Source organism: Diaphorobacter sp. C33, assembly GCF_030503915.1.
In the GTDB taxonomy this organism is placed as follows: domain Bacteria; phylum Pseudomonadota; class Gammaproteobacteria; order Burkholderiales; family Burkholderiaceae_C; genus Diaphorobacter; species Diaphorobacter nitroreducens.
The window spans coordinates 2,989,564-3,009,078 of record NZ_CP129980.1 but is presented as its reverse complement, the minus strand read 5'-3'; the positions used below and the strand labels follow the sequence as shown (position 1 = coordinate 3,009,078).

Here is a 19,515-nt window from a genome sequence, read left to right as displayed (position 1 = left end):
GGCAGCGTGACGAGGGATCGCGCGCCGGCACCGTTCCTGGCCTCAGCGGGAACATGGGTCCAATCGGGGTGTAACGCTTGATGGGTAAACGACAGAAGCTACTTTTTTAATAGCAACACCACCCCACTCGCGCCCAAAGACAGCGCCTGCGGCCCACAGCCCGCTCCGCGCGTTTGCCAGGGGGGCCTGCGCTGCGGCTTTCGGAAGGTTGGAGCGCGGTGATGGGTTGCGCGCCGGCGCACCTGCCGCGTTGCGGTGACTTATGCGCCCCATCGTGTTATGCGTCCAATCGTGCCGCAGCGCTTGACCAGTCTGCGCTGTCAGCTACTTATTCAGTAGCATCGTTCTGGCGTGCCAGGCGCTCGCTCTTCCAGTAGACCTCGCTGCCGCCGTCCATGCGGTTGAGCGCGCGCGAGAGCACGAACAGCAGGTCGGACAGGCGGTTCAGGTACTGGCGCGGCGCGGGGCGCATGGTCTCGTGCTGCTGCAGCGCCACCACGGCGCGCTCGGCACGGCGGGCCACCGTGCGGCACACATGGGCCTGGCAGGCGGCGCGCGTGCCCGCGGGCAGGATGAATTCCAGCAGCCGCGGCAGCTCGGCGTTGTAGCGCGCGAGCGCGTTGTCCAGCTGCAGCAGCGCATCGTCCTTGAGCAGCTCGTAGCCGGGCATGGACAGCTCGCCGCCCAGGTTGAACAGCTGGTGCTGCACGTCGATCAGCAGCTCGCGCATGTCCGCGGGCAGCGGCTCGCACAGGAGCAGGCCGATGTGGGAGTTGAGCTCGTCCACGTCGCCCATGGCCTGCGGGCGGCCGCTGGCCTTGGACACGCGGGTGTTGTCGCCCAGGCCCGTGGACCCGTCGTCGCCGGTGCGCGTGGCGATTTGTGTCAGTCTGTTTCCCATGGCGCGTTTCCTCCTCATTCGGGGCCGGGGCGACGATTGTGCGTTACATCCGCCGGGCCATTGTGGAGACGGGCAACAGCGGGCAAAAGTGCTGGCTGCGGCATCCATGCTGCGGTGCAATGAAGGCCTGTTCAACTTCCACCGGAGCCGAATCGATGCCTCACACACCGCAACGACGCACCCTCCCCTCCTTCGATGCCCGCAGCGTGATGCTGTTTGCGGCGCTGACCGTGGGCGGTGCGGCGGCGCAGGCCCAGACGCCCAGCGCCCCCTCCGCACAACCGCAGTACCAGACGGGGCCGGGCCAAGCCACAACGCAGCCCAAAGCGACCTTTGGCGGCAGCAGCACGGCCACGCCCAGCGGCAGCAGCGCCAGCGCCTTTGAACGCGCCGATGCCAACCGCGACGGCCAGCTGAGCAGCGCCGAGGCGGGCCAGCTACCCGCCATCGCCAACCGCTTCCAGGCGCTGGACAAGGACAAGAACGGCAGTCTGTCCCGCACCGAATTCGAGGCCGGCAGCCGGTCTTGACGCTTAAAGGGACGGGCATGGTCAAGCATTGATTACGCACCCTTCGAGCGCAACGCCGTACCCGTCCTGGGCGGCCCGTCTGGGCGACCCCGTCCTCTCGGGCCGCCACCACCCCCCGCCTGCACTGTCCTCCAGGGTGCGGGCGGGGTTTTTCCATGGATACACGCTAAATCGGCCTTTCGCCACAGGCCGACCATGGTGGACTCTCAACACGCGGCCCGCAGGCCGCAGCCCGGACTTCTAGAATGGCCGCCACCCACGCGCCTTGAAGGAAGCCCGCCATGAACGCCCCCGCGACCACCGCCCATCTGCAACCCCTGACCACGCCGCGCCCCGTGCCGCAGGCGATGCTGGACGCGCTGGCCGCACGCTTTGGCGCGCAGTACTCGGCGGCGCAGGCGGTGTGCGAGCAGCATGGGCGCGACGAGGGCTCGCTACAGGCGCCCCCGCCGGCGGCCGTGGTGTTTGCCGAGAGCACGCAGGACGTGCAGGACGCCGTGCGCCTGGCCGCGCAGTACGGCGTGCCAGTGATCCCCTACGGCGCGGGCTCGTCGCTCGAAGGGCACTTGCTGGCCGTCCAGGGCGGCATCAGCATCGACATGGGCCGCATGAACCGGGTGCTGTCCGTTGACGCCGATGACCTCACCGTGACCGTGCAGCCCGGTATCACGCGCAAGCAGCTCAATGAGGCGATCAAGGACACGGGCCTGTTCTTCCCCATCGACCCCGGCGCCGACGCCAGCATCGGCGGCATGGCCGCCACGCGCGCCAGCGGCACCAATGCCGTGCGCTACGGCACCATGCGCGAGAACGTGCTGGCGCTGGAGGTGGTCACCGCCCGTGGCGAGGTGATCCGCACCGGCACGCGCGCCAAGAAGAGCAGCGCCGGCTACGACCTCACGCGCCTGATGGTGGGCAGCGAGGGCACGCTGGGCCTGTTCACCGAGGTCACCGTGCGCCTGTACCCGCTGCCCGAGGCGGTGAGCGCGGCGATCTGCTCGTTCCCCACCATCGAGGCCGCCGTGCGCACGGTGATCCAGACCATCCAGCTCGGTGTGCCGATCGCGCGCGTGGAGCTCATCGACGCCAACAGCGTGCGCATGGTCAACGCCCACAGCAAGCTCCGTCTGCGCGAGGAGCCACTGCTGCTGATGGAATTCCATGGCTCGCCCGCCGGCGTGCAGGAACAGGCCGAGGTGGTGCAGGACATTGCACGCGAATGGGACGGCAACGCGTTTGAATGGGCCACCACGCCCGAGGAGCGCACGCGCCTGTGGACCGCGCGGCACAACGCCTACTTTGCCGCCGTACAGAGCCGCCCGGGCTGCAAGGCCATCAGCACCGACACCTGCGTGCCCATCAGCCGCCTGGCCGACTGCCTGCTCGACTCCGTGGCCGAGGCCGACGCGAGCGGCATCCCCTACTTCCTGGTGGGCCACGTGGGCGACGGCAACTTCCACTTCGGCTACCTGCTGGACCCGGCCGTCCCCGCCGAGCGCGAGACAGCCGAGCGGCTCAACCACCAGCTCGTGGCGCGCGCGCTGCGCCTGGGCGGCACCTGCACCGGCGAGCACGGCGTGGGCGTGCACAAGATGGGCTTTCTGGTGGACGAGGCCGGCGAGGGCGCGGTGGAGATGATGCGCGCCATCAAGCGCGCGCTGGACCCGCAGAACATCCTCAATCCGGGCAAGATCTTCGCGCTATAGCCTGCGCCGCGGCGGCCGCGCGGGCACTCCTGATTCAATAGCTGCAAGCGCTTGCTGCATAAGCGCTAGGGCCTTTTTTACCCTTGTTTTCCGCACAACGGGCCCGAGCGCGCGGGCAATAAAAAGCCCAGCCGGTCCGCGGCCGGGCTGGTGGCAGGCGCTCCGCTACCCGGCACCACGCGGGCCACGCCGCGCGGCACCGGCGCGGCTTTCAGGCGCCGAACAGCTTGTTGGCCGTCTCGGCCACCAGACGGCCCTGGAAGCGTGCGCCGTCCAGCTCGGTCGCGCTGGGCTGGCGCTGGCCCTGGCCGCCGGCGATGGTGGTCGCACCGTAGGGGGCGCCGCCCACCACTTCGTCCAGCGTCATCTGGCCCTGGAAGCTGTAGGGCAGGCCCACGATCACCATGCCGAAGTGCAGCAGGTTGGTGATGATGGAAAACAACGTCGTCTCCTGCCCGCCGTGCTGCGTGGCGGTGGAGGTGAACGCCGCGCCCACCTTGCCGTTGAGGGCGCCGCGCGCCCACAGGCCGCCCGCCTGGTCGAGGAAGCTGCCCATCTGCGAGGGCATGCGGCCAAAGCGCGTGGGCGCGCCGACGATGATCGCGTCGTAGTTTTCCAGCTCGGCCACGGTGGCGACGGGTGCGGACTGGTCCAGCTTGAAGTGCGCGGACCGGGCAATCTCCTGCGGCACCGTTTCGGGCACGCGCTTCACGTCCACCGTGGCACCGGCAGAGCGCGCGCCTTCGGCGACGGCCTGCGCCATGGTTTCGAGATGGCCGTAAGTCGAGTAGTAGAGAACGAGTACCTTGGACATGACTTTCCCTTTTCAAGAACGCTTGTGCAGCCACAAGCAGCATGGCAGGCAGCGCGCGCAGCACCCCGCCGCCTTCATGGGCCAGCACACGCAGGCACCCCGCTCCAGCAGGCGCCACCGGCGCTGGTTCGATCTCACTTAACCACCCCGGTCCTGCGCCGCGCGGTGCGGGCGCACCCGGGCAGCCAGGCAGCGCACGTAGTCATCGCGGATGCCCAAGAGGTCGAGTTGGCACGCCAGCTGGTCCAGGTAGTCGCGGTTGCTGCCCACGCTGCCCTGCGCGCTGGCGATGATGGCCGCGGTGTCGTCCAGCGATAGCCCGCCGCGGTGCAGCGGGTGCGCGGTGTTGGCGGACAGCACCAGCGCGCGCACACCGCCCTGCGGCGTGTGCAGCGGTTGAAAGCCCGGGCAGTAGCTGCCGTGGATCATTTCGCGCCGCCACAGCATGCGCGACTCCCGCTCCAGCAGCGCCTGCGGAATGCGGAATGCCAACCCCTCGCAGTCACCCACGCCGCGCTGCAGCGTGAGCACCAGCCCCGGGCTGTCGGGTGTACCGCGGCCGATCGTGGTGGCCAGCGCGAACCGGCGCGCATGGTCCGCGAGCCGGGCGCGGCGCACCTCATCAAAGTGGATGGCGGGGTTCCACATCAGCGAGCCGTAGGCAAACACCCAGAGGTCGCACCCCTCGCTCTGCGCCAGCACGGCCTGGCGTGAGCGCTCGACCACGTCATCGGGCAGCCGCCAGTCGGCGGACAGGCCCTGCTGGCGCGCCTGCGCATCCCAGGCGGCGAGCACCTCGTCGGTCAGGCGCAGCCCGCTGGCCTGGGGCGGCGTGAGCCGTCCTTGCAGTTCGGGCAGGTGCCTGAAGGCGTGGGGTTCCATGGGTGGGGTCGATGCAGAACCGGGGGGAAGGAGCGGGCGCGTACGCTGGAGAACGGCGCGGCGGCGCGCCGCTCGTCACTGCGGTTCACTGTATTTCGCATCCACCGCTTGATCAATGGGCCAGAGCGCATCACACCGTCCTGCATAACCGCCGAATGCAGGCTGCGGCGAACGCTTGCCGCCCCGCGCCCAGCGGCAGGAGAACCGCCACGCCGGTATGCGCGGCGCAGGGCTTGCCCTGGAGGGCGCGCCAGCGCTCCTGTTTCAATAGCTATTAGCGCTTGCTACGTAAGCGCTGGAAGCCCCCTACACCTATCACGCAGCCTGCGCCTGGCGTCGCGCCACGCCACCGCCCACCAGTGCCGCCGAGACCACACTCAGCACCAGCGCCAGGGCCGAACCGTAGAAGATGTCGGCGGTCTGCCCGCGGTCCAGCAGCACGCCAAACAACGGCGCCGCGACGGAAAAGCCCAGGTCCAGCCCCGAATACACCGTGCCGTACACGCGGCCCGTGGCGCCGGGGGGCGCGGCGCGCTTGATGAGCATGTCGCGCGACGGGCCGGCAATGCCCACGCCCATGCCCGCCAGCGCCGCCACGGCCAGCGCCACCGTGCCCGGCAGTGCGCCCAGCCCCACCAGCACCAGCAGCGCGGCGGAGGCCATCAGGCAGATGCTGATGGTCTTTTCCAGCCGCACCACGCGGCCCACGAGGAAGCCACCGATCACCATGCCCACGGCGCTGCACAGCATGTAGCCCGTGACCACCATGGAGGTCAGCGACAGCGGCATGTCGTACATCCGCTGCAGCGCCGGGGCGGCAAAGCTCTGGATGGCGCTGAGCGAGCAGGTGCTCCAGAAGAAGAACGAAAAGCACAGCCACACGGCCGGGAGCTTGAGGAAGGCCATGGGGTGTTCCTGCGCGTGCGCGCTGCCCGTGGCGCCCTTGGCCGGCGCATGCGCCCAGGCGCCCTGACGGTCGTCCAGCGCGTCGCGGTTCCACACCATGACGGCCAGCACCACCAGGGCCAGCGCACCGCCGCTCAGGCAGGCCATGCGCCAGGATCCCGTGGCCGTGGCAATGCCCGCCATGAACAGCGGCGCGGTGGCCCAGCCCAGGTTGCCCGAGATGCCGTGCACCGAGAAGCCGTGGCCCAGCCGCGCGGGCGACACGCGCTTGTTGAGGATGGTGAAGTCCACCGGGTGGAACGGCGCATTGCCCAGGCCCGCCAGCACCGACGCCACCACCAGGCCCAGGTAGCCGCTGGCGCTGCCCGCGGTGAGGCCCGCCAGCGCAAAGCTGGCCAGCGCGGCGAACAGCACCGGGCGTGCGCCCACGCGGTCCACCAGGAAGCCCGACAGCGCCTGGCCCACGCCGGAGACCACGAAGAACACCGAGACCAGCAGCCCCAATTCGGAATAGCTGTAGCCGAACTCCGCGATCAGGAACGGAAACAGCGGCGGCAGCAGCAGGTGAAAGAAGTGCGAGGAGCCGTGCGCAAGGCCGATCAGGCCAATGGTGCGCGCGTCCTGGCGCAGGGTGGGGGCAGCAGTCGTCATGGGCATGATCTTAGGCAAGGCAGTCCCGGCCGATATACGATAGTCGGCCAATTGCTGTCGCGATCATGCCAAGCCCGTCCCTTCCGCGCCCTGCCCCGCCGCCTGCCGAGCCCGTCGCGGCCAGCACCGCCGGCCGCGCCGCGCGGCCGGTGCGCGTGCTGTCGTACGTGGAGTCGCTCACGCCGCACCTGTTCGTGCCCAGCCGGGAGCGCCCCGTGCGCGCCAAGCACCGCGAGCTGCGCGCCGACACGCAGGTGCGTCCGCACAGCCACCCCTGGGCGCAGGTGGCCATCTCCACCACGGGCGTGCTGCGCCTGACCGTGCCGCGCGGCACCTACATCGTGCCGCCCTCGCGCGCGCTGTGGATCCCGCCGGGCGTGGAGCACGCCGTGACCATGGTGGAGGACGCCGACCTGCGCACGCTGTACTTCTACCAGCCGCCCGGGCGCTGCGGCCCCGCCGTCGCGCGCGCGCAGGAAGAGCCCTGGCGCCAGTGCCGCGTGCTGGAGGTGTCCGAGCTGCTGCGCGCCGTGGTGCGCGAGATGCCCACCGACCCCGACGACGGCGCCCCGCCGCCGCCCGAGCTGCTGCACCGCGAGCGCCACCTGAGCGCGCTGATCCTGGACGAGTTGCGCCGTGCCAGCAGCGTGCGCCTGGGCGTGGACTTGCCGCGCGACAAGCGCCTGCGCCACCTGTGCGAGGCGGTGCTGGCCGATCCCACACGCCACGACACGCTGGCCGACTGGGCGCGCGACACCGGCGCCAGCCCGCGCACGGTGGCGCGCCTCTTTCGCCAGGAGCTGGGCAGCACCTTCACGCAGTGGCGCCAGCAGGTGATCCTGGCGCGCGCCGTGGCGCTGGCCGCGGGGCGCAAGCCCATCAACCAGATCGCGGCGGAACTGGGCTACAACAGCCCCAGCGCCTTCAGCGCCATGGTGCGGCGGGCCGTGGGGCTGGCGCCGGGACGCTTCCTGGGGTCGCCATAGATCTCAAGGCAAATAGGGCTCCAGCGCTTACCCCATAAGCGCAAGCAGCTCTTTTTTCAGGAGCACTACACAGACAGCATGCCCGTGGCGGCGGCCAGGCGGGCCAGCGTCCAGCCCCGGCCCAGCAGCAGGCGACGCGTGGCCAGGGCTTCCTGCACGCGCGCATCCACCTGGCGGCCCAGGTAGCGCGGGGTCTTGTGCTGCAGGCAGACATAGCCCTGCGGGTAATCACGCCCCAGGCGCTGCCACAGCGCATGGGCCCCTGCAGACTGGCGCGCACCGGACACCAGGCACTGCCCACCGTCCAGCGCCCAGCGGTACACGGCCGTGGCAAGGCCCCGGCGCTGGTAGGCGGGCGCGTAGCGCGAATGCGGCGCGCGCAGGTGGCGGTCGGCGCGGCGGTTCAGTTCGACAAGGCGGTTGAAGACCGTGGTGCCCGCCAGGCACTGGCGCAGCGGGTCTTCGATGTAGACGTACAGCTCGCCATCGGCCACGCGGCTGCGCACGAAAAGGCCGGGGTGCCCCGGCAGGGGCGTGGAGGGCAGGCCATGCAGGGCGTCACCGGGAGAGTGCAGCCGCTGGTGCAGGGCCGAGAGTTCCTGCTCGATCGTGGCGTCGGGCGGGTCCACGTCGATGCGCAGCTCGGCGGGCTGCGCGAGGCGGCGCGCCTGGCGCCGGGAGACATCAAGAAAGGAGGAAAAAACGTCAGAAGCGTCGGGGGCGGGCGGCGGCTTGGGCCACGCCAGCCATGACGACCAGAACGGCGGCAGGGACAGGTACATGGAACTGCGGCAATAACAATGCGGCGCGCATGCTAGGCCACCGCACGCCTGAAGGCCAGCCCCGCCGGCGATACCGCACCCCGCGGGTGCGATACCGTGTCGTTCTTGGCGTTTTCGGGCTATGGCCCTTGCGAGAAAGACGCTGGCAGCTATGAATAACGAAGCACTTTCCCCATAAAGCGCCCACGAAAAAGCGGCCCGAAGGCCGCTTGCTTGCCAGGGGCGAAGCCCCTTGCACCCCGCTCAGCGCGACAGCGCGCCGGCCGTGGCCGAGTCCAGGCGGCCGGTGACGGGCAGGCCCTGGGCCTGCTGGAACTCGCGCAGCGCACGTGCCGTCTTGGGACCGGCGGAGCCGTCGGGCGTGCCCACGTTGTAGCCCATGGCGTTCAGGCGTTCCTGCGCCTCGCGCACCGACATGGCCGCACCCGCGCGGGTCTGCGAGGGAGCCGCGCCGCCATCCACGCCCAGGCGGCCGCCGCCGCCCAGGCCCTGGCCCTGCACCGACTGCGCCTTGTAGCTGCGCAGCGCCACAACCATCTGGTTGTAGGCATCCATGAACGCAGCGGTGATCACCTTGCCTTGCGCGGTGTTCTGGTAGCCCCCCAGGCCACCGCCGGCCGAGCCGCCGAACAGGCTGCCGAAGCCGGCAAAGTCGCTCTTGGAGGCGCTGCCTTCGGAGGCCGCCACCTGCACGCCCGAGCGGTTGTCCACCAGGGTCAGCATGGCGCTGGCCTCGCGCGTCTTCAGCCCGCCGCCGACGGCCGCCAGCGCACGGCCGCTGCCGCCGCCGATCAGGCCGCCCAGCACACCGCCGATGGCGCCTGCGTCGTTGTTCGAGAAGATGATCTCGGGCGACATGCCGTAGTCGGACGCCACCATCTGGCCCCGGCCAAAGTTGCTGCCACCGCGCATCTCGCCGGAGCCCATGAGCTGGCGCTCGCGGTCCATGGCGCGCATGCCGGCTGCGCCGCGCTCCACCACGATGAAGCAGTTGGACTGCTGGATCAGCAGGCGCAGCAGGTTGGCCGTGGGGGGCAGCTTGTACTCGTTGCGCAAGATGGTGTACCAGCCGGCGTCCTGGTTCTCGACCAGCGACACGGTGCCCAGGGGCGACTGGCAGCGCTCCAGCTGGCCGCTCTCGTTGGCGGCGCTGCCGCCGGCGGCAGCGCCGGTGGCCACGGTTTTGGACTCGGCGCTGCCCATCCGCATGTTGGTGGTTTCGCAGCCGGTCAGGGCCAGGGCGGCGCAGGCGGCCGCCAGCAGCGTCAGTGGTTTACGGGACATAGCTTTCCTTCCTCTCTCTCTTTTCTTGCATTCCGGGGTGTGTGGACACGTCTCAACCGAGGCGTTGCGGTCTGCGCACCCGGTACGGGAGCGGCGTGGCCGACGTGAATGCAAAATCATACCGATTCGGCAGTTTTTGCAACCGATGTTTGCAAGTTGTTTCGTTTTAGTGTGGCGCAGCACCGTCCCCCGGCAAAGGCAATTGGTAGATCCACACCGCATGGCCGGCGAAGGAATCCAGCCGCGCGCTGGGGCACACGCCCGGCACGGCGAACGCCAGACTCACGAGCCAGCGGCCCGGCGCCATCTCCGCGCGGGCCTTCGCGGCCACACGGGCCATGCTCTCGGGCCGCTGGAACACGTACACAAGGTCGTAACCGCCCCAGTCTGCGGCCCAGAGGTCACCGCGCCGCACGCGCGCCCAGGGGCAGCGCAGCCGGCACAGCAGCGCCAAGGGTCCGCTCCACTCCAGGCCGTGCAGCCGCGCCTGCGGATAGGCCGCGCGCAGGGCCTTGAGGCCATCGCCCAGGCCACAGCCGGCGTCCAGCACGGCAGCACCCGCGGGCAGCGGCGCGGCGTCCTGCAGGCCGTGCAGCGCACCCGGCGGGGTGGGAAACAGCGGCGCATCGCGCCAGGCATTGAGCGGATACACCAGCAGCAGCAGCGCCAGCGGCAGCAGCCAGCCCCAGGCCGGCAGCGCCACCGCGCCCCCCAGCGCCGCCGACAAGGGAAAGCCCAGCGCGATCAGGCCGCGGCGCCACCAGCCCTGCGCCAGCAGGCTGCCCGCCACACCCACGGCGCAGGCCAGCCCGAGCGCTGCCAGCGGAGCCACGCTGCCGCGCAGGCCCGCGAACAGCAGCCACGCCGCTGCCCACACCAGCACCGCCGGCAGCGGCCAGGGCAGGACGATGCGCCGCGGCGGCGGCGCGTGCAGATGATGGAGTCGGCGGGGCCGGCGCGGCATGGGCACGGGCCGCAACGATGCGGCGTCAGCCGCCGCGCAGGCGCTCGATGAGGCCGTTGAGCGCCTCCAGCGAGCCAAACTGGATGGCCAGCTCGCCCATCTCCTCGACCCGGCTGCCGCGCTTGACGCGCTTCTTGACGCGCACCTCGACCTCGGCCATGAGCAGGTCGGACAACTCTTCCTCCACGCGCTTGAGGTCGCGCGACTTGTCCTTCTTGGGCTTTTGCGGCGTGAGGGCGAACTCCGCCCCCAGCTTCTTGACGAGGCTCTCGGCCTCGCGCACCGACAGCTTCTTCGCCGCGATCTGGTTGCCCGCGGTGATCTGCGCCGCGCGCTCCAGCGACAGCAGCGCACGCGCGTGGCCCATGTCGATGTCGCCGGCCATGAGCATGGTCTGCACCGGCTCGGCCAGGTTCAAAAGGCGCAGCAGGTTGCTCGCCGCGCTGCGCGAGCGGCCCACGGCCTGCGCCGCCTGTTCGTGGGTGAGGCCGAATTCGCGGATCAGGCGCTGCAGGCCCTGGGCCTCTTCCAACGGGTTGAGGTCTTCGCGCTGGATGTTCTCGATGAGCGCCATGGCCGCGGCCGCCTCGTTGGGCACGTCGCGCACCAGCACCGGCACCTCGGCCAGGCCCGCCAGGCGTGAGGCGCGAAAGCGCCGCTCGCCCGCGATGATTTCGTACAACGGCCCACTGGCGCTGAGGGCGCCCATCGCCGCCGAAGCCCCCTGCGTTGCACGCTCCTGGCGGCGCTGTTGCGCCTGTTCGTCGTCGAGGCGACGCACGAGGATCGGCTGCATGATGCCCTGGGCCTTGATGGATTCGGCCAGTTCGTACAGCGCGCCCTCGTCCATGCGCGTGCGCGGCTGGTAGATGCCGGGCACGAGCCGGTCCAGGGCCAGCGTGCTCACCGGCCCGTCTGCCGCACCCGCTGCGTTGGCGCCGGCGGGCGCCTTGTCGGCCACCTTGGGGCCCAGCAGTGCTTCCAGGCCGCGTCCCAGGCCCTTGGGTTTCTTGGTGACCATGTGTCTTCAGTCCTTGTTCATCAATGCGCGCAGCAGTGCGTGCCCTTCGGGCCAGTCGCCCAGGTCGGAATCGGCGTTGATATGGCCGCGGGGCCCAGAATCCACGAAGCGTGCGCCCCATGCACCGGCCAGCGTCTGCGCACGCTCAAAGCTGCAGTAAGGATCGTCCTGGCTGCCCACCAGCACGGCCGGAAAGGGCAGCACCTGGCGCGCGATGGGCGCCCAGCCGGGGATCTGCGCGGCCAAGTCGGGCCGCTCCACATCACCCGGCGCCACCAGCAGGGCGCCGCGCACCTTGTGCGCGTGGCGGGTGTGCGCCGCCCACCAAGCGGTGAGGATGCACCCCAGGCTGTGCGCGGCCAGCACCACCTCGCCCGGCGCATCAGCCACGACCTCTTCCAGCCGCGCGGACCAGTCGCCGCGCAACGGACGCATCCAGTCGTGCTGCTGCACGCGCTGGTAGCCATGCAGCCGCTCCCACTCGGTTTGCCAGTGGCCGGGGCCGGAGTTCTGCCAGCCGGGCAGGAGAAGGATCTGGGAGGGGTTCATGCGGCGTCACTATGATTTATATAGCTGATAGCGCTTATCCAATCAGCCTTGGAGGCCATTTTGACCTGTAAGACCTTGGCCAGGCATCACATGCGCTTCACGCGCTCCACCATCTCGCGCGCGAACTCCAGAAAAGCCTGGCTGCCCTTCGCCGCGGGATCGAACACAACGCCGGGCAAACCGTAGCTGGGCGCCTCGGCCAGGCGCACGTTGCGCGGGATCACGGTGTCGAACACCTTGTCGCCGAAGTGGTCCTTGAGCTGCTCGCTGACCTGGCTTTGCAGCGTGATGCGCGGGTCGAACATCACGCGCAGCAGGCCGATGATTTGCAGGTCGGGATTCAGGTTGGCATGCACCTGCTTGATGGTGTTCACCAGATCGGTCAGGCCCTCCAGCGCGAAGTACTCGCACTGCATCGGCACGATGACGCCGTGGGCGCTGCACAGGCCGTTCAGCGTGAGCATGGACAGGGAGGGCGGGCAGTCGATGAGCACGAAATCGTAGTCGGAGTCCACCGCGGCCAGGGCGGCCTTCAGGCGGCGTTCGCGCTGCTCCAGCGGCACCAGTTCCACCTCTGCCCCGGCGAGTTCGCGGTTGGCGCCCAGCACGCGGTAGCCGCACTGCTCCGACAGCACGGCGGCCTCCGGCACCGAGGCCGACTCCAGCAGCACGTCGTACACCGACAGCTCCAGCGCGCGCTTGTCCACGCCCGAGCCCATGGTGGCATTGCCCTGCGGGTCCAGGTCCACGAGCAGCACGCGCTGGCCGATCTTGGCCAGGCCCGCGGCCAGATTGACGGAAGTGGTGGTCTTGCCGACCCCACCCTTTTGATTGGCAATGCAGAAGATCTTGGCCATGCGGGGCAATTCGCTATTACTTGGAAATGGCCAGCTTGACGCCGAAGCCGATGAGGAACACGCCCGCCGTTTTCTCCAGCACGCGCGCCACCGTGGGGTTGGCGCGCATGCGCTCGGCCAGGAAGTGCGTGAGCAGCACCACGACCAGGCTGTACAGGAAGGTGAGCGTGGCGATGGTGGCGGCCATGGCGGCGAAGGTGACCAGCCCGCGGTGCGTGGCCGGGTTCACGAACAGTGGGAAGAAGGCCATGTAGAACACGATGGCCTTGGGGTTGAGCAGCGTGATGACCGCCCCCTGGCGGAAGTAGTGGCGCGGCGCGATGTTCAGCACCGGCGCCTCCCCCGGCTTGGCGGTGAGCATCTTGTAGCCCATCCAGCCCAGGTAGACGGCGCCCAGCCATTGCACGGCATGGAATGCCGCCGGATACGCGGCCAGCAGGCCCGCCACGCCCGCCACCGCCATCCACATGAGCACCTGGTCGGCGGCGATCACGCCCATGCAGGCGGCCATGCCGGCCCGCACACCGCCCTTGCCGGTGGAAGTGATGAGCGCCAGATTGCCCGGCCCCGGGATGGCGAGGAACAACACGATGGCGGCGACGAATGCGCCGTAGTCTGCAATGCCGAACATGGGAGCGCCTTGCGAAGCGGGAGGGGGCTTGAGTTTACGCGACGGGGCGCAGCCAGAGGATGCAGCGTTCGGCCTGCAGCCCCGGCACAGTGAGTTGTTCCACGTGAAACACGCCTACATCCGCCGGTAGCGCGGCAATCTCGTCGTGCGGGTGCTTTCCCTTCATGGCCAGCCACACGCCGTGCGGTGCCAGTGCCTGGCGCGACCAGGCGGTGAAGTCCGCCAGAGCGGCAAAGGCGCGGCAACTGACCACATCGAACGGACCGGCCAGCGTTTCCACGCGCGCATGAATGCCATGCAGGTTGGACAGACCGAGGGTGCCAGCCGCCTGCTGGATGAACGCTGCTTTCTTGGCCACGGTGTCCACGCAACTCACATCCACTTCCGGGCAACAAATGGCGAACACCACGCCAGGCAGTCCCCCGCCTGATCCCACATCCAGCAGCCGTGCGCCCGGGCGGGCCGCACTGCCCTGCCCCGTTTGCGCGACATGGCGGCGCAGCGGCGGGACGGCAGCCAGGCTGTCCAGCAGGTGGTGCGTGAGCATTTCCTGCGGATCGCGCACCGCCGTGAGGTTGTAGACCTTGTTCCACTTTTGCAGCAGCGCCAGGAAGTCCAATAGCTGTGTGATTTGCGCTTCCGACAGATCCAACCCCAAGGCGTTGGCGCCCTCACGCAGGGTGTACTCAAGGCTTGTGTTCGACACCACGCTCATGCGACCGTCTCCACCCCATCCGCCGGCTGCGGGGCAAACCCCTTGAAACCGCCCTTCTTCAAGTGGACCATCAGCAGCGAGATCGCCGCCGGCGTCACCCCGGAAATGCGCGACGCCTGGCCCAACGTCTCCGGCCGGTGCTTCTGCAATTTTTGCCGCACCTCGATCGACAAGGCCGCCACTTGCATGTAGTCCAGATCTTCGGGCAGGCGCAGCTTCTCGAAGTGCGCGGCGCGCTGCACCTCGTCCCGTTGGCGGTCGATATAGCCCGCGTACTTGGCGGCAATCTCGACCTGCTCGATCACGGGTGCGCTCAGCTCGCCCAACGTTTCACGTGAAACAGCCTCGCTTGCATACTTGCCGCCATCCATGGTCGTCAGTGCGTCGTACCCTACGTCCGGACGGCGCAACAGGTCGAAGAGGTTGTATTCATGTTCGATGGCTTTACCCAGCACGCGCTCGGCCTCCACCGTGGGCAGGTTGCGCGGGTTCACCCATGTCGATTTCAAACGCTCTGTTTCACGTGAAACCGCATCGCGCTTGCGGCTGAAAGCGTCCCAGCGCGCATCATCCACCAAACCCATGCGACGCCCCGCATCGGTCAGGCGCATGTCGGCGTTGTCCTCGCGCAGCTGCAGGCGGAACTCGGCGCGGCTGGTGAACATGCGGTAGGGCTCGGTCACGCCCTTGGTGATCAGATCGTCCACCAACACGCCCAGATAGGCCTCGTCGCGCGCGGGCACCCAGGCACCCTCCCCTCGGCATTGCAGCGCGGCGTTGATACCGGCGAACAGGCCCTGCGCCGCCGCCTCCTCGTACCCTGTGGTGCCATTGATCTGGCCGGCGAAGAACAGGCCCTGGATCTGCCGCGTCTCGAAACTGCTCTTGAGCGAACGCGGGTCGAAGTAGTCGTACTCGATGGCGTAGCCCGGCCGCAGGATGTGCGCGTTCTCCAGGCCACGCATCGAGCGCACCAGGTCGTACTGGATGTCGAACGGCAGGCTGGTGCTGATGCCGTTGGGGTAGAACTCGTGCGTGGTCAGCCCTTCCGGCTCCAGAAAGATCTGATGGCTTTCTTTGTCCGCAAAGCGGTTGATCTTGTCCTCCACGCTGGGGCAGTAGCGCGGGCCCACGCCTTCGATCTTGCCGGTGAACATGGGACTGCGGTCAAAGCCGCTGCGGATGATCTCGTGCGTGCGCGCGTTGGTGTGCGTGATCCAGCACGGAACTTGGCGCGGGTGCATGGCCGTGCTGCCCATGAAGCTGAACACCGGCACAGTACCCTCGTTCACGCCGCCGGGCATGCCATCGCCGGGTTGCTCCTCACACTGGCTGAAGTCGATGCTGCGCCCGTCGATGCGCGGCGGAGTGCCGGTCTTCAAGCGCCCCTGGGGTAGCTGCAACTCCTTCAGGCGTGCCGACAGGCTTACGGCCGGCGGATCCCCCGCGCGGCCCGCTGCGTAGTTGTTCAGACCCACGTGGATCTTGCCGTCCAAGAAGGTACCCGCCGTCAGCACCACCGCGCGACTGCGAAAGCGGATACCCACCTGCGTGACGGCGCCCACCACGCGGTCGCCCTCCACCATCAGGTCGTCCACCGCCTGCTGGAACAACCACAGGTTGGGCTGGTTCTCCAGCATGCGGCGGATGGCCGCCTTGTAGAGGATGCGGTCGGCCTGCGCACGCGTGGCGCGCACGGCCGGGCCCTTGCTGCTGTTGAGGATGCGGAACTGGATGCCCGCCTCATCGGTCGCCAGCGCCATCGCGCCGCCCAGCGCGTCCACTTCCTTCACCAGGTGGCCCTTGCCAATGCCGCCGATGCTGGGGTTGCAGCTCATCTGCCCCAGCGTCTCGATGTTGTGCGTGAGCAGCAGCGTGCGGCTGCCCATGCGCGCGGCGGCCAGCGCGGCCTCGGTGCCGGCATGGCCTCCGCCAACGACGATGACATCGAAATCCTGGGGGTACAACATGGTGGGGTGCTCCGGGCCCGCTGCGGCCCTGTCAAACGGTGAACAAGCCCGGCTTTCACGGCGCCGGTACCGCCCCCACCCTCGCGCCTGCGCTGCCGGCCCGGCGGGGAACCCGTGATTTTCCCATCTTTGCCTCCCCGATGCGCGGCGGGGTTTGTTTCACGTGAAACCGCGCAGGAAAAGTGTGCCCGGCCTGTGCTCCAATCCCGCGCATGAAGTTCCTCGTGTTCGCGGGCAGCACCCGCACCCATTCATTCAACCGCCGTCTGGCCGCCGTGGCCGCACACATGGCGCGCGACGCCGGCGCCGACGTCACGCTGCTGGAGCTGGCCGACTTCGACATCCCCCTCTACAACGCCGACCTGGAGACCGCGGGCACCCCGGCCGACGTGATCCGGCTGAAGGAAGTGCTGGACGCCCACCCCGCCTGGGTGATCTGCTCGCCCGAATACAACGGCAGCTACACCGGCCTGCTCAAGAACACCATCGACTGGGCCTCCAGCCCCGTGGCCGGACACGCGGAATGGAGTGACGGCACACGCCCGTTCGCGGGCAAGGTGGTGGGCATGCTCAGCGCGTCCAACGGCGCACTGGGCGGCCTGCGGTCGCAAAGCCACCTGGCGCCGCTGCTGCTCAACCTGGAATGCTGGCTGGCGCCGCGCCACTTCGCGCTGCCGCGCGCGGCCAGTGCCTTCGACGCCCAGGGCCAGCTGGTCGACGCAAGCCAAGCCGCCCACGTGCGCGGCGTGGTGGAGCAGGTCCTGTGGGCTGCCGGGCGGCTGCACGGCACCGCGTGACAGAAGCAAAATCCGGCAACAGCGCATATCCAGCAAGCGCTGACAGCTATGAATTAAATAGCGCCATGGATTGCCGCCCCGGCTGCGGCGCCTGCTGCACGGCGCCGTCGATCTCCTCGCCCATTCCCGGCATGCCGCACGGCAAGCCGGCCGGCATGCGCTGCGTGCAACTGGACGACGACGCACGCTGCCGCATCTTCGGCCGGCCCGAGCGCCCCGCGGTGTGTGCCTCACTGCGGCCCAGCCCCGCCATGTGCGGCGACAGCCGCGCGCACGCGATGCGCTGGCTGGCGTTCATGGAACAGGCCACGCAGCCGTCCACGCCCCGCTGAGGCCGCCTTGCCCCCCAGGCGCAGCGCCGCGGGGAAACGCCCCCGCAAAGGCCTTGGCATGGCAGACCCGCGCAGGTCGGCATAGCATGCGCTGCGGAGATTTTCTTCATCACTCTCTTGAAAGGACAAGACCGCATGAAGCTCTACTACTCCCCTGGCGCCTGCTCGCTCTCCCCGCACATCGTGCTGCACGAAACCGGCTTGGCCCACACCTCGGTGCTGGCCAGCACCAAGAGCCACAAGCTGCAGGACGGCACCGACTACTACACCATCAACCCCCTGGGCTACGTGCCGGTGCTGGAGCTGGACGACGGCACGCGCCTGCGCGAAGGCCCCGCCATCGTGCAGTACCTGGCCGACCAGGCGCCGCACAAAAACCTCGCCCCCGCCAACGGTACGCTGGCGCGCTACCGTCTGCAGGAGTGGCTGACCTTCATCGGCACCGAGATCCACAAGGGCTTCACCCCCCTGTTCAAGCCCACCACCCCCGCAGACTACAAGCCCCTGGTGCATGAGCAACTGCTCAGCCGCCTCAAGTGGGTGGACGGCGAACTGGCCCACAAGCCCTACCTCATGGGCGAGCACTTCAGCGTGGCCGACGCCTACTTGTTCACGGTGACCAACTGGGCCCCCGCCGTGAACCTGGACATCTCCGCACTGAAGAACCTGGCGGCCTACCGCGAACGCATCGCCGCCCGCCCCGCCGTGCAGGCCGCCATGAAGGCCGAGGGCCTGCTCAAGTAAGGCCCACATGGCCGCGCCCGGCATCTGCGGGGCGCGGCTTGTGCGTGCCGGCGCCTCACCGCAAAAATCCCCCCGCGCGCCGCACGCCCGGCGCCATCCAGGGCCGCCGGCCGGCCCCACCGCCGTACCCCCTCCCTGTTTGACGTAGCACAGAACCCGTGGTTCTGCAGCGCCTGGGTGTACTGCACGCCCTGAGCGATACCGGTAACCTTTGATGCGTGCCGCACCTCCCGCGGTTCGCTTTGCAAGAAGGTACTGAAGTCGCATGCCCACTCTGTTCGATCCCATCCAGGCCGGTGACCTGCACCTGGCCAACCGTATCGCCATGGCGCCGCTGACGCGCAACCGCTCGCCCCGGGCCGTGCCGCGCGACATCACCGCCACCTACTACGCCCAGCGCGCCAGCGCCGGCCTGCTGATCACCGAGGGCACGGCCATCACCCACCAGGGCCAGGGCTATTCCGACGTGCCGGGCCTGTACAGCACCGAGCAGCTGGACGGCTGGAAGCGCGTTACCCAGGCCGTGCATGCACGCGGCGGCAAGATCGTCACCCAGCTGTGGCACGTGGGGCGCGTGTCGCACACTGCCCTGCAGCCGGAGGGCGGCGCGCCCGTGGCGCCGTCGGCCGTGCGCGCGCAATCGCAGACCTACCTGGTGGACCCGGCCAGCGGCCAGGGCCAGTTCGTGCCCACGTCCGAGCCCCGCGCACTGGCGGCCGAGGAACTGCCGGACATCGTGCATGCCTTCGCCGCCGCCGCGCGCAACGCGGTGCAGACGGCGGGCTTTGACGGCGTGGAGATCCACGGCGCCAACGGCTACCTGCTGGACCAGTTCCTCAAGGACGGCGCCAACCAGCGCAAGGACGACTACGGCGGCGGCATCGCCAACCGCGTGCGCCTGATGGTGGAGGTGACGCGCGCCGTGGTGGACGCCATCGGCGGCGGCCGCGTGGGCATTCGTCTCTCGCCCGTCACGCCCGCCAACGACATCCGCGACAGCGACCCGCAGCCGCTGTTTGAACACCTGGCGCGCGAGTTGGCGCCGCTGGGCCTGGCCTTCATCCACGTGATCGAGGGCGCCACCGGCGGCCCGCGCGAGGTGGAGGGCCGCCCCTTCGACTACGCCGCGTTCAAGAACGCTTACCGCAGCGCAGGCGGGCGCGGCGCCTGGATGGTGAACAACGGCTACGACCGCGACATGGCCCAGGAGGCGCTGGCCAGCGGCCGCGCCGACATCGTGGCCTTTGGCCGCGCGTTCATCTCCAACCCCGACCTGGTGGAGCGCCTGCGGCGGGGCGCCCCGCTCAACGCCTGGGACAAGACCACGTTCTACGGCGGCGGCGAGCACGGCTACATCGACTACCCCGCGCTGGAGCAGGTCCCGGCCTGACGCAGGCGGCCCGCCAAGCATCACGCCCGGCGCCGGGCGTGATGCTTCATGGATGGATATAAAAAACGGCTCCAGCGCTGATGGGCAAAGCGCTGACAGCTAT

The 19,515-nt window shown here is 69.2% G+C and carries 20 protein-coding genes; 7 read left to right on the top strand and 13 right to left on the bottom strand.

Features of this window, described 5'->3' with window-relative positions:
- Window positions 1-328: 328 nt before the first annotated feature.
- A complete protein-coding gene (locus tag QY917_RS14105; protein WP_123675400.1) occupies window positions 329-901 on the bottom strand; it encodes a cob(I)yrinic acid a,c-diamide adenosyltransferase in 573 nt (190 codons plus the stop codon).
- 155 nt (window positions 902-1,056) lie between these two features.
- On the opposite strand from QY917_RS14105, the gene QY917_RS14100 reads away from it, so the two are divergent.
- On the top strand, window positions 1,057-1,431 hold the full coding sequence (locus QY917_RS14100) for an EF-hand domain-containing protein (RefSeq protein ID WP_123675401.1): 375 nt from the start codon (window positions 1,057-1,059) through the stop codon (window positions 1,429-1,431).
- A 281-nt stretch (window positions 1,432-1,712) separates the two neighbouring features.
- Window positions 1,713-3,137 (top strand): FAD-binding oxidoreductase, encoded by a 1,425-nt coding sequence (locus tag QY917_RS14095; RefSeq protein ID WP_123675402.1) that lies wholly within the window; start codon window positions 1,713-1,715, stop codon window positions 3,135-3,137.
- A 211-nt stretch (window positions 3,138-3,348) separates the two neighbouring features.
- Here the strand turns inward: QY917_RS14095 and wrbA are convergent, their stop codons facing one another.
- The 3 genes from wrbA to QY917_RS14080 all read right to left on the bottom strand — a co-directional run bounded on the left by wrbA (window position 3,349) and on the right by QY917_RS14080 (window position 6,396).
- Window positions 3,349-3,951 carry an NAD(P)H:quinone oxidoreductase gene (wrbA, locus tag QY917_RS14090; RefSeq protein ID WP_019373987.1) on the bottom strand — a complete coding sequence of 201 codons (603 nt, stop codon included), beginning with the start codon at window positions 3,949-3,951 and terminating at the stop codon, window positions 3,349-3,351.
- Window positions 3,952-4,089: 138 nt separating this feature from the next.
- Window positions 4,090-4,833 carry a gamma-glutamylcyclotransferase gene (locus QY917_RS14085; RefSeq protein WP_123675403.1) on the bottom strand — a complete coding sequence of 248 codons (744 nt, stop codon included), beginning with the start codon at window positions 4,831-4,833 and terminating at the stop codon, window positions 4,090-4,092.
- Window positions 4,834-5,148: 315 nt separating this feature from the next.
- Window positions 5,149-6,396 (bottom strand): MFS transporter, encoded by a 1,248-nt coding sequence (locus QY917_RS14080; RefSeq protein WP_103736947.1) that lies wholly within the window; start codon window positions 6,394-6,396, stop codon window positions 5,149-5,151.
- Between the two features lie 59 nt (window positions 6,397-6,455).
- On the opposite strand from QY917_RS14080, the gene QY917_RS14075 reads away from it, so the two are divergent.
- Entirely contained in the window at window positions 6,456-7,376 is a 921-nt protein-coding gene (locus QY917_RS14075) for a helix-turn-helix domain-containing protein (RefSeq protein ID WP_287965215.1), read from the top strand.
- Between the two features lie 65 nt (window positions 7,377-7,441).
- On the opposite strand, the gene QY917_RS14070 is transcribed toward QY917_RS14075, so the two are convergent.
- From QY917_RS14070 to mnmG, 9 genes are all read right to left on the bottom strand, one after another.
- Complete coding sequence (locus QY917_RS14070) at window positions 7,442-8,158, bottom strand: N-acetyltransferase (RefSeq protein WP_123675404.1); 717 nt, start codon at window positions 8,156-8,158, stop codon at window positions 7,442-7,444.
- Between the two features lie 243 nt (window positions 8,159-8,401).
- Window positions 8,402-9,442 (bottom strand): peptidoglycan-binding domain-containing protein, encoded by a 1,041-nt coding sequence (locus tag QY917_RS14065; protein ID WP_012655168.1) that lies wholly within the window; start codon window positions 9,440-9,442, stop codon window positions 8,402-8,404.
- A gap of 166 nt (window positions 9,443-9,608) precedes the next feature.
- Window positions 9,609-10,406, bottom strand: a complete 798-nt coding sequence (locus QY917_RS14060; RefSeq protein ID WP_123675405.1) for a trans-aconitate 2-methyltransferase — start codon at window positions 10,404-10,406, stop codon at window positions 9,609-9,611.
- Window positions 10,407-10,431: 25 nt separating this feature from the next.
- On the bottom strand, window positions 10,432-11,427 hold the full coding sequence (locus QY917_RS14055; RefSeq protein ID WP_123675406.1) for a ParB/RepB/Spo0J family partition protein: 996 nt from the start codon (window positions 11,425-11,427) through the stop codon (window positions 10,432-10,434).
- A 6-nt stretch (window positions 11,428-11,433) separates the two neighbouring features.
- A complete protein-coding gene (locus QY917_RS14050; RefSeq protein WP_088887981.1) occupies window positions 11,434-11,976 on the bottom strand; it encodes an alpha/beta hydrolase in 543 nt (180 codons plus the stop codon).
- An 86-nt stretch (window positions 11,977-12,062) separates the two neighbouring features.
- The gene (locus tag QY917_RS14045; RefSeq protein WP_011803501.1) at window positions 12,063-12,833 is read right to left on the bottom strand and encodes a ParA family protein; all 771 of its coding nucleotides are present in this window, start codon (window positions 12,831-12,833) and stop codon (window positions 12,063-12,065) included.
- 16 nt (window positions 12,834-12,849) lie between these two features.
- The gene (locus tag QY917_RS14040; RefSeq protein WP_123675407.1) at window positions 12,850-13,464 is read right to left on the bottom strand and encodes a LysE family transporter; all 615 of its coding nucleotides are present in this window, start codon (window positions 13,462-13,464) and stop codon (window positions 12,850-12,852) included.
- Between the two features lie 34 nt (window positions 13,465-13,498).
- Window positions 13,499-14,179: a 16S rRNA (guanine(527)-N(7))-methyltransferase RsmG gene (gene rsmG, locus QY917_RS14035; protein WP_123675408.1), complete on the bottom strand. Its 681-nt coding sequence runs from the start codon at window positions 14,177-14,179 to the stop codon at window positions 13,499-13,501.
- On the bottom strand, window positions 14,176-16,149 hold the full coding sequence (mnmG, locus tag QY917_RS14030) for a tRNA uridine-5-carboxymethylaminomethyl(34) synthesis enzyme MnmG (protein WP_123675409.1): 1,974 nt from the start codon (window positions 16,147-16,149) through the stop codon (window positions 14,176-14,178). Before mnmG ends, rsmG begins: the two co-directional genes overlap by 4 nt.
- 212 nt (window positions 16,150-16,361) lie before the next feature.
- Between mnmG and QY917_RS14025 the strand changes: the two genes are divergently transcribed.
- The 4 genes from QY917_RS14025 (at window position 16,362) to QY917_RS14010 (ending at window position 19,412) form a co-directional block, all read left to right on the top strand.
- The gene (locus QY917_RS14025) at window positions 16,362-16,946 is read left to right on the top strand and encodes an NADPH-dependent FMN reductase (RefSeq protein ID WP_088887984.1); all 585 of its coding nucleotides are present in this window, start codon (window positions 16,362-16,364) and stop codon (window positions 16,944-16,946) included.
- Window positions 16,947-17,011: 65 nt separating this feature from the next.
- Window positions 17,012-17,278 (top strand): YkgJ family cysteine cluster protein, encoded by a 267-nt coding sequence (locus tag QY917_RS14020; RefSeq protein WP_123675410.1) that lies wholly within the window; start codon window positions 17,012-17,014, stop codon window positions 17,276-17,278.
- A 135-nt stretch (window positions 17,279-17,413) separates the two neighbouring features.
- Window positions 17,414-18,022, top strand: coding sequence for a glutathione transferase GstA (gene gstA, locus QY917_RS14015; protein WP_012655159.1), 609 nt, complete (start codon window positions 17,414-17,416; stop codon window positions 18,020-18,022).
- A 265-nt stretch (window positions 18,023-18,287) separates the two neighbouring features.
- Window positions 18,288-19,412 carry an alkene reductase gene (locus QY917_RS14010; protein WP_123675411.1) on the top strand — a complete coding sequence of 375 codons (1,125 nt, stop codon included), beginning with the start codon at window positions 18,288-18,290 and terminating at the stop codon, window positions 19,410-19,412.
- Window positions 19,413-19,515: the final 103 nt, after the last annotated feature.

Coding starts and splice junctions, on each gene's coding strand:
- QY917_RS14105 (WP_123675400.1), bottom strand. CDS start 901: ATGGGAAACAGACTGACACAAATCGCCACGCGCACCGGCGACGACGGG.
- QY917_RS14100 (WP_123675401.1), top strand. CDS start 1,057: ATGCCTCACACACCGCAACGACGCACCCTCCCCTCCTTCGATGCCCGC.
- QY917_RS14095 (WP_123675402.1), top strand. CDS start 1,713: ATGAACGCCCCCGCGACCACCGCCCATCTGCAACCCCTGACCACGCCG.
- wrbA (WP_019373987.1), bottom strand. CDS start 3,951: ATGTCCAAGGTACTCGTTCTCTACTACTCGACTTACGGCCATCTCGAA.
- QY917_RS14085 (WP_123675403.1), bottom strand. CDS start 4,833: ATGGAACCCCACGCCTTCAGGCACCTGCCCGAACTGCAAGGACGGCTC.
- QY917_RS14080 (WP_103736947.1), bottom strand. CDS start 6,396: ATGCCCATGACGACTGCTGCCCCCACCCTGCGCCAGGACGCGCGCACC.
- QY917_RS14075 (WP_287965215.1), top strand. CDS start 6,456: ATGCCAAGCCCGTCCCTTCCGCGCCCTGCCCCGCCGCCTGCCGAGCCC.
- QY917_RS14070 (WP_123675404.1), bottom strand. CDS start 8,158: ATGTACCTGTCCCTGCCGCCGTTCTGGTCGTCATGGCTGGCGTGGCCC.
- QY917_RS14065 (WP_012655168.1), bottom strand. CDS start 9,442: ATGTCCCGTAAACCACTGACGCTGCTGGCGGCCGCCTGCGCCGCCCTG.
- QY917_RS14060 (WP_123675405.1), bottom strand. CDS start 10,406: ATGCCGCGCCGGCCCCGCCGACTCCATCATCTGCACGCGCCGCCGCCG.
- QY917_RS14055 (WP_123675406.1), bottom strand. CDS start 11,427: ATGGTCACCAAGAAACCCAAGGGCCTGGGACGCGGCCTGGAAGCACTG.
- QY917_RS14050 (WP_088887981.1), bottom strand. CDS start 11,976: ATGAACCCCTCCCAGATCCTTCTCCTGCCCGGCTGGCAGAACTCCGGC.
- QY917_RS14045 (WP_011803501.1), bottom strand. CDS start 12,833: ATGGCCAAGATCTTCTGCATTGCCAATCAAAAGGGTGGGGTCGGCAAG.
- QY917_RS14040 (WP_123675407.1), bottom strand. CDS start 13,464: ATGTTCGGCATTGCAGACTACGGCGCATTCGTCGCCGCCATCGTGTTG.
- rsmG (WP_123675408.1), bottom strand. CDS start 14,179: ATGAGCGTGGTGTCGAACACAAGCCTTGAGTACACCCTGCGTGAGGGC.
- mnmG (WP_123675409.1), bottom strand. CDS start 16,149: ATGTTGTACCCCCAGGATTTCGATGTCATCGTCGTTGGCGGAGGCCAT.
- QY917_RS14025 (WP_088887984.1), top strand. CDS start 16,362: ATGAAGTTCCTCGTGTTCGCGGGCAGCACCCGCACCCATTCATTCAAC.
- QY917_RS14020 (WP_123675410.1), top strand. CDS start 17,012: ATGGATTGCCGCCCCGGCTGCGGCGCCTGCTGCACGGCGCCGTCGATC.
- gstA (WP_012655159.1), top strand. CDS start 17,414: ATGAAGCTCTACTACTCCCCTGGCGCCTGCTCGCTCTCCCCGCACATC.
- QY917_RS14010 (WP_123675411.1), top strand. CDS start 18,288: ATGCCCACTCTGTTCGATCCCATCCAGGCCGGTGACCTGCACCTGGCC.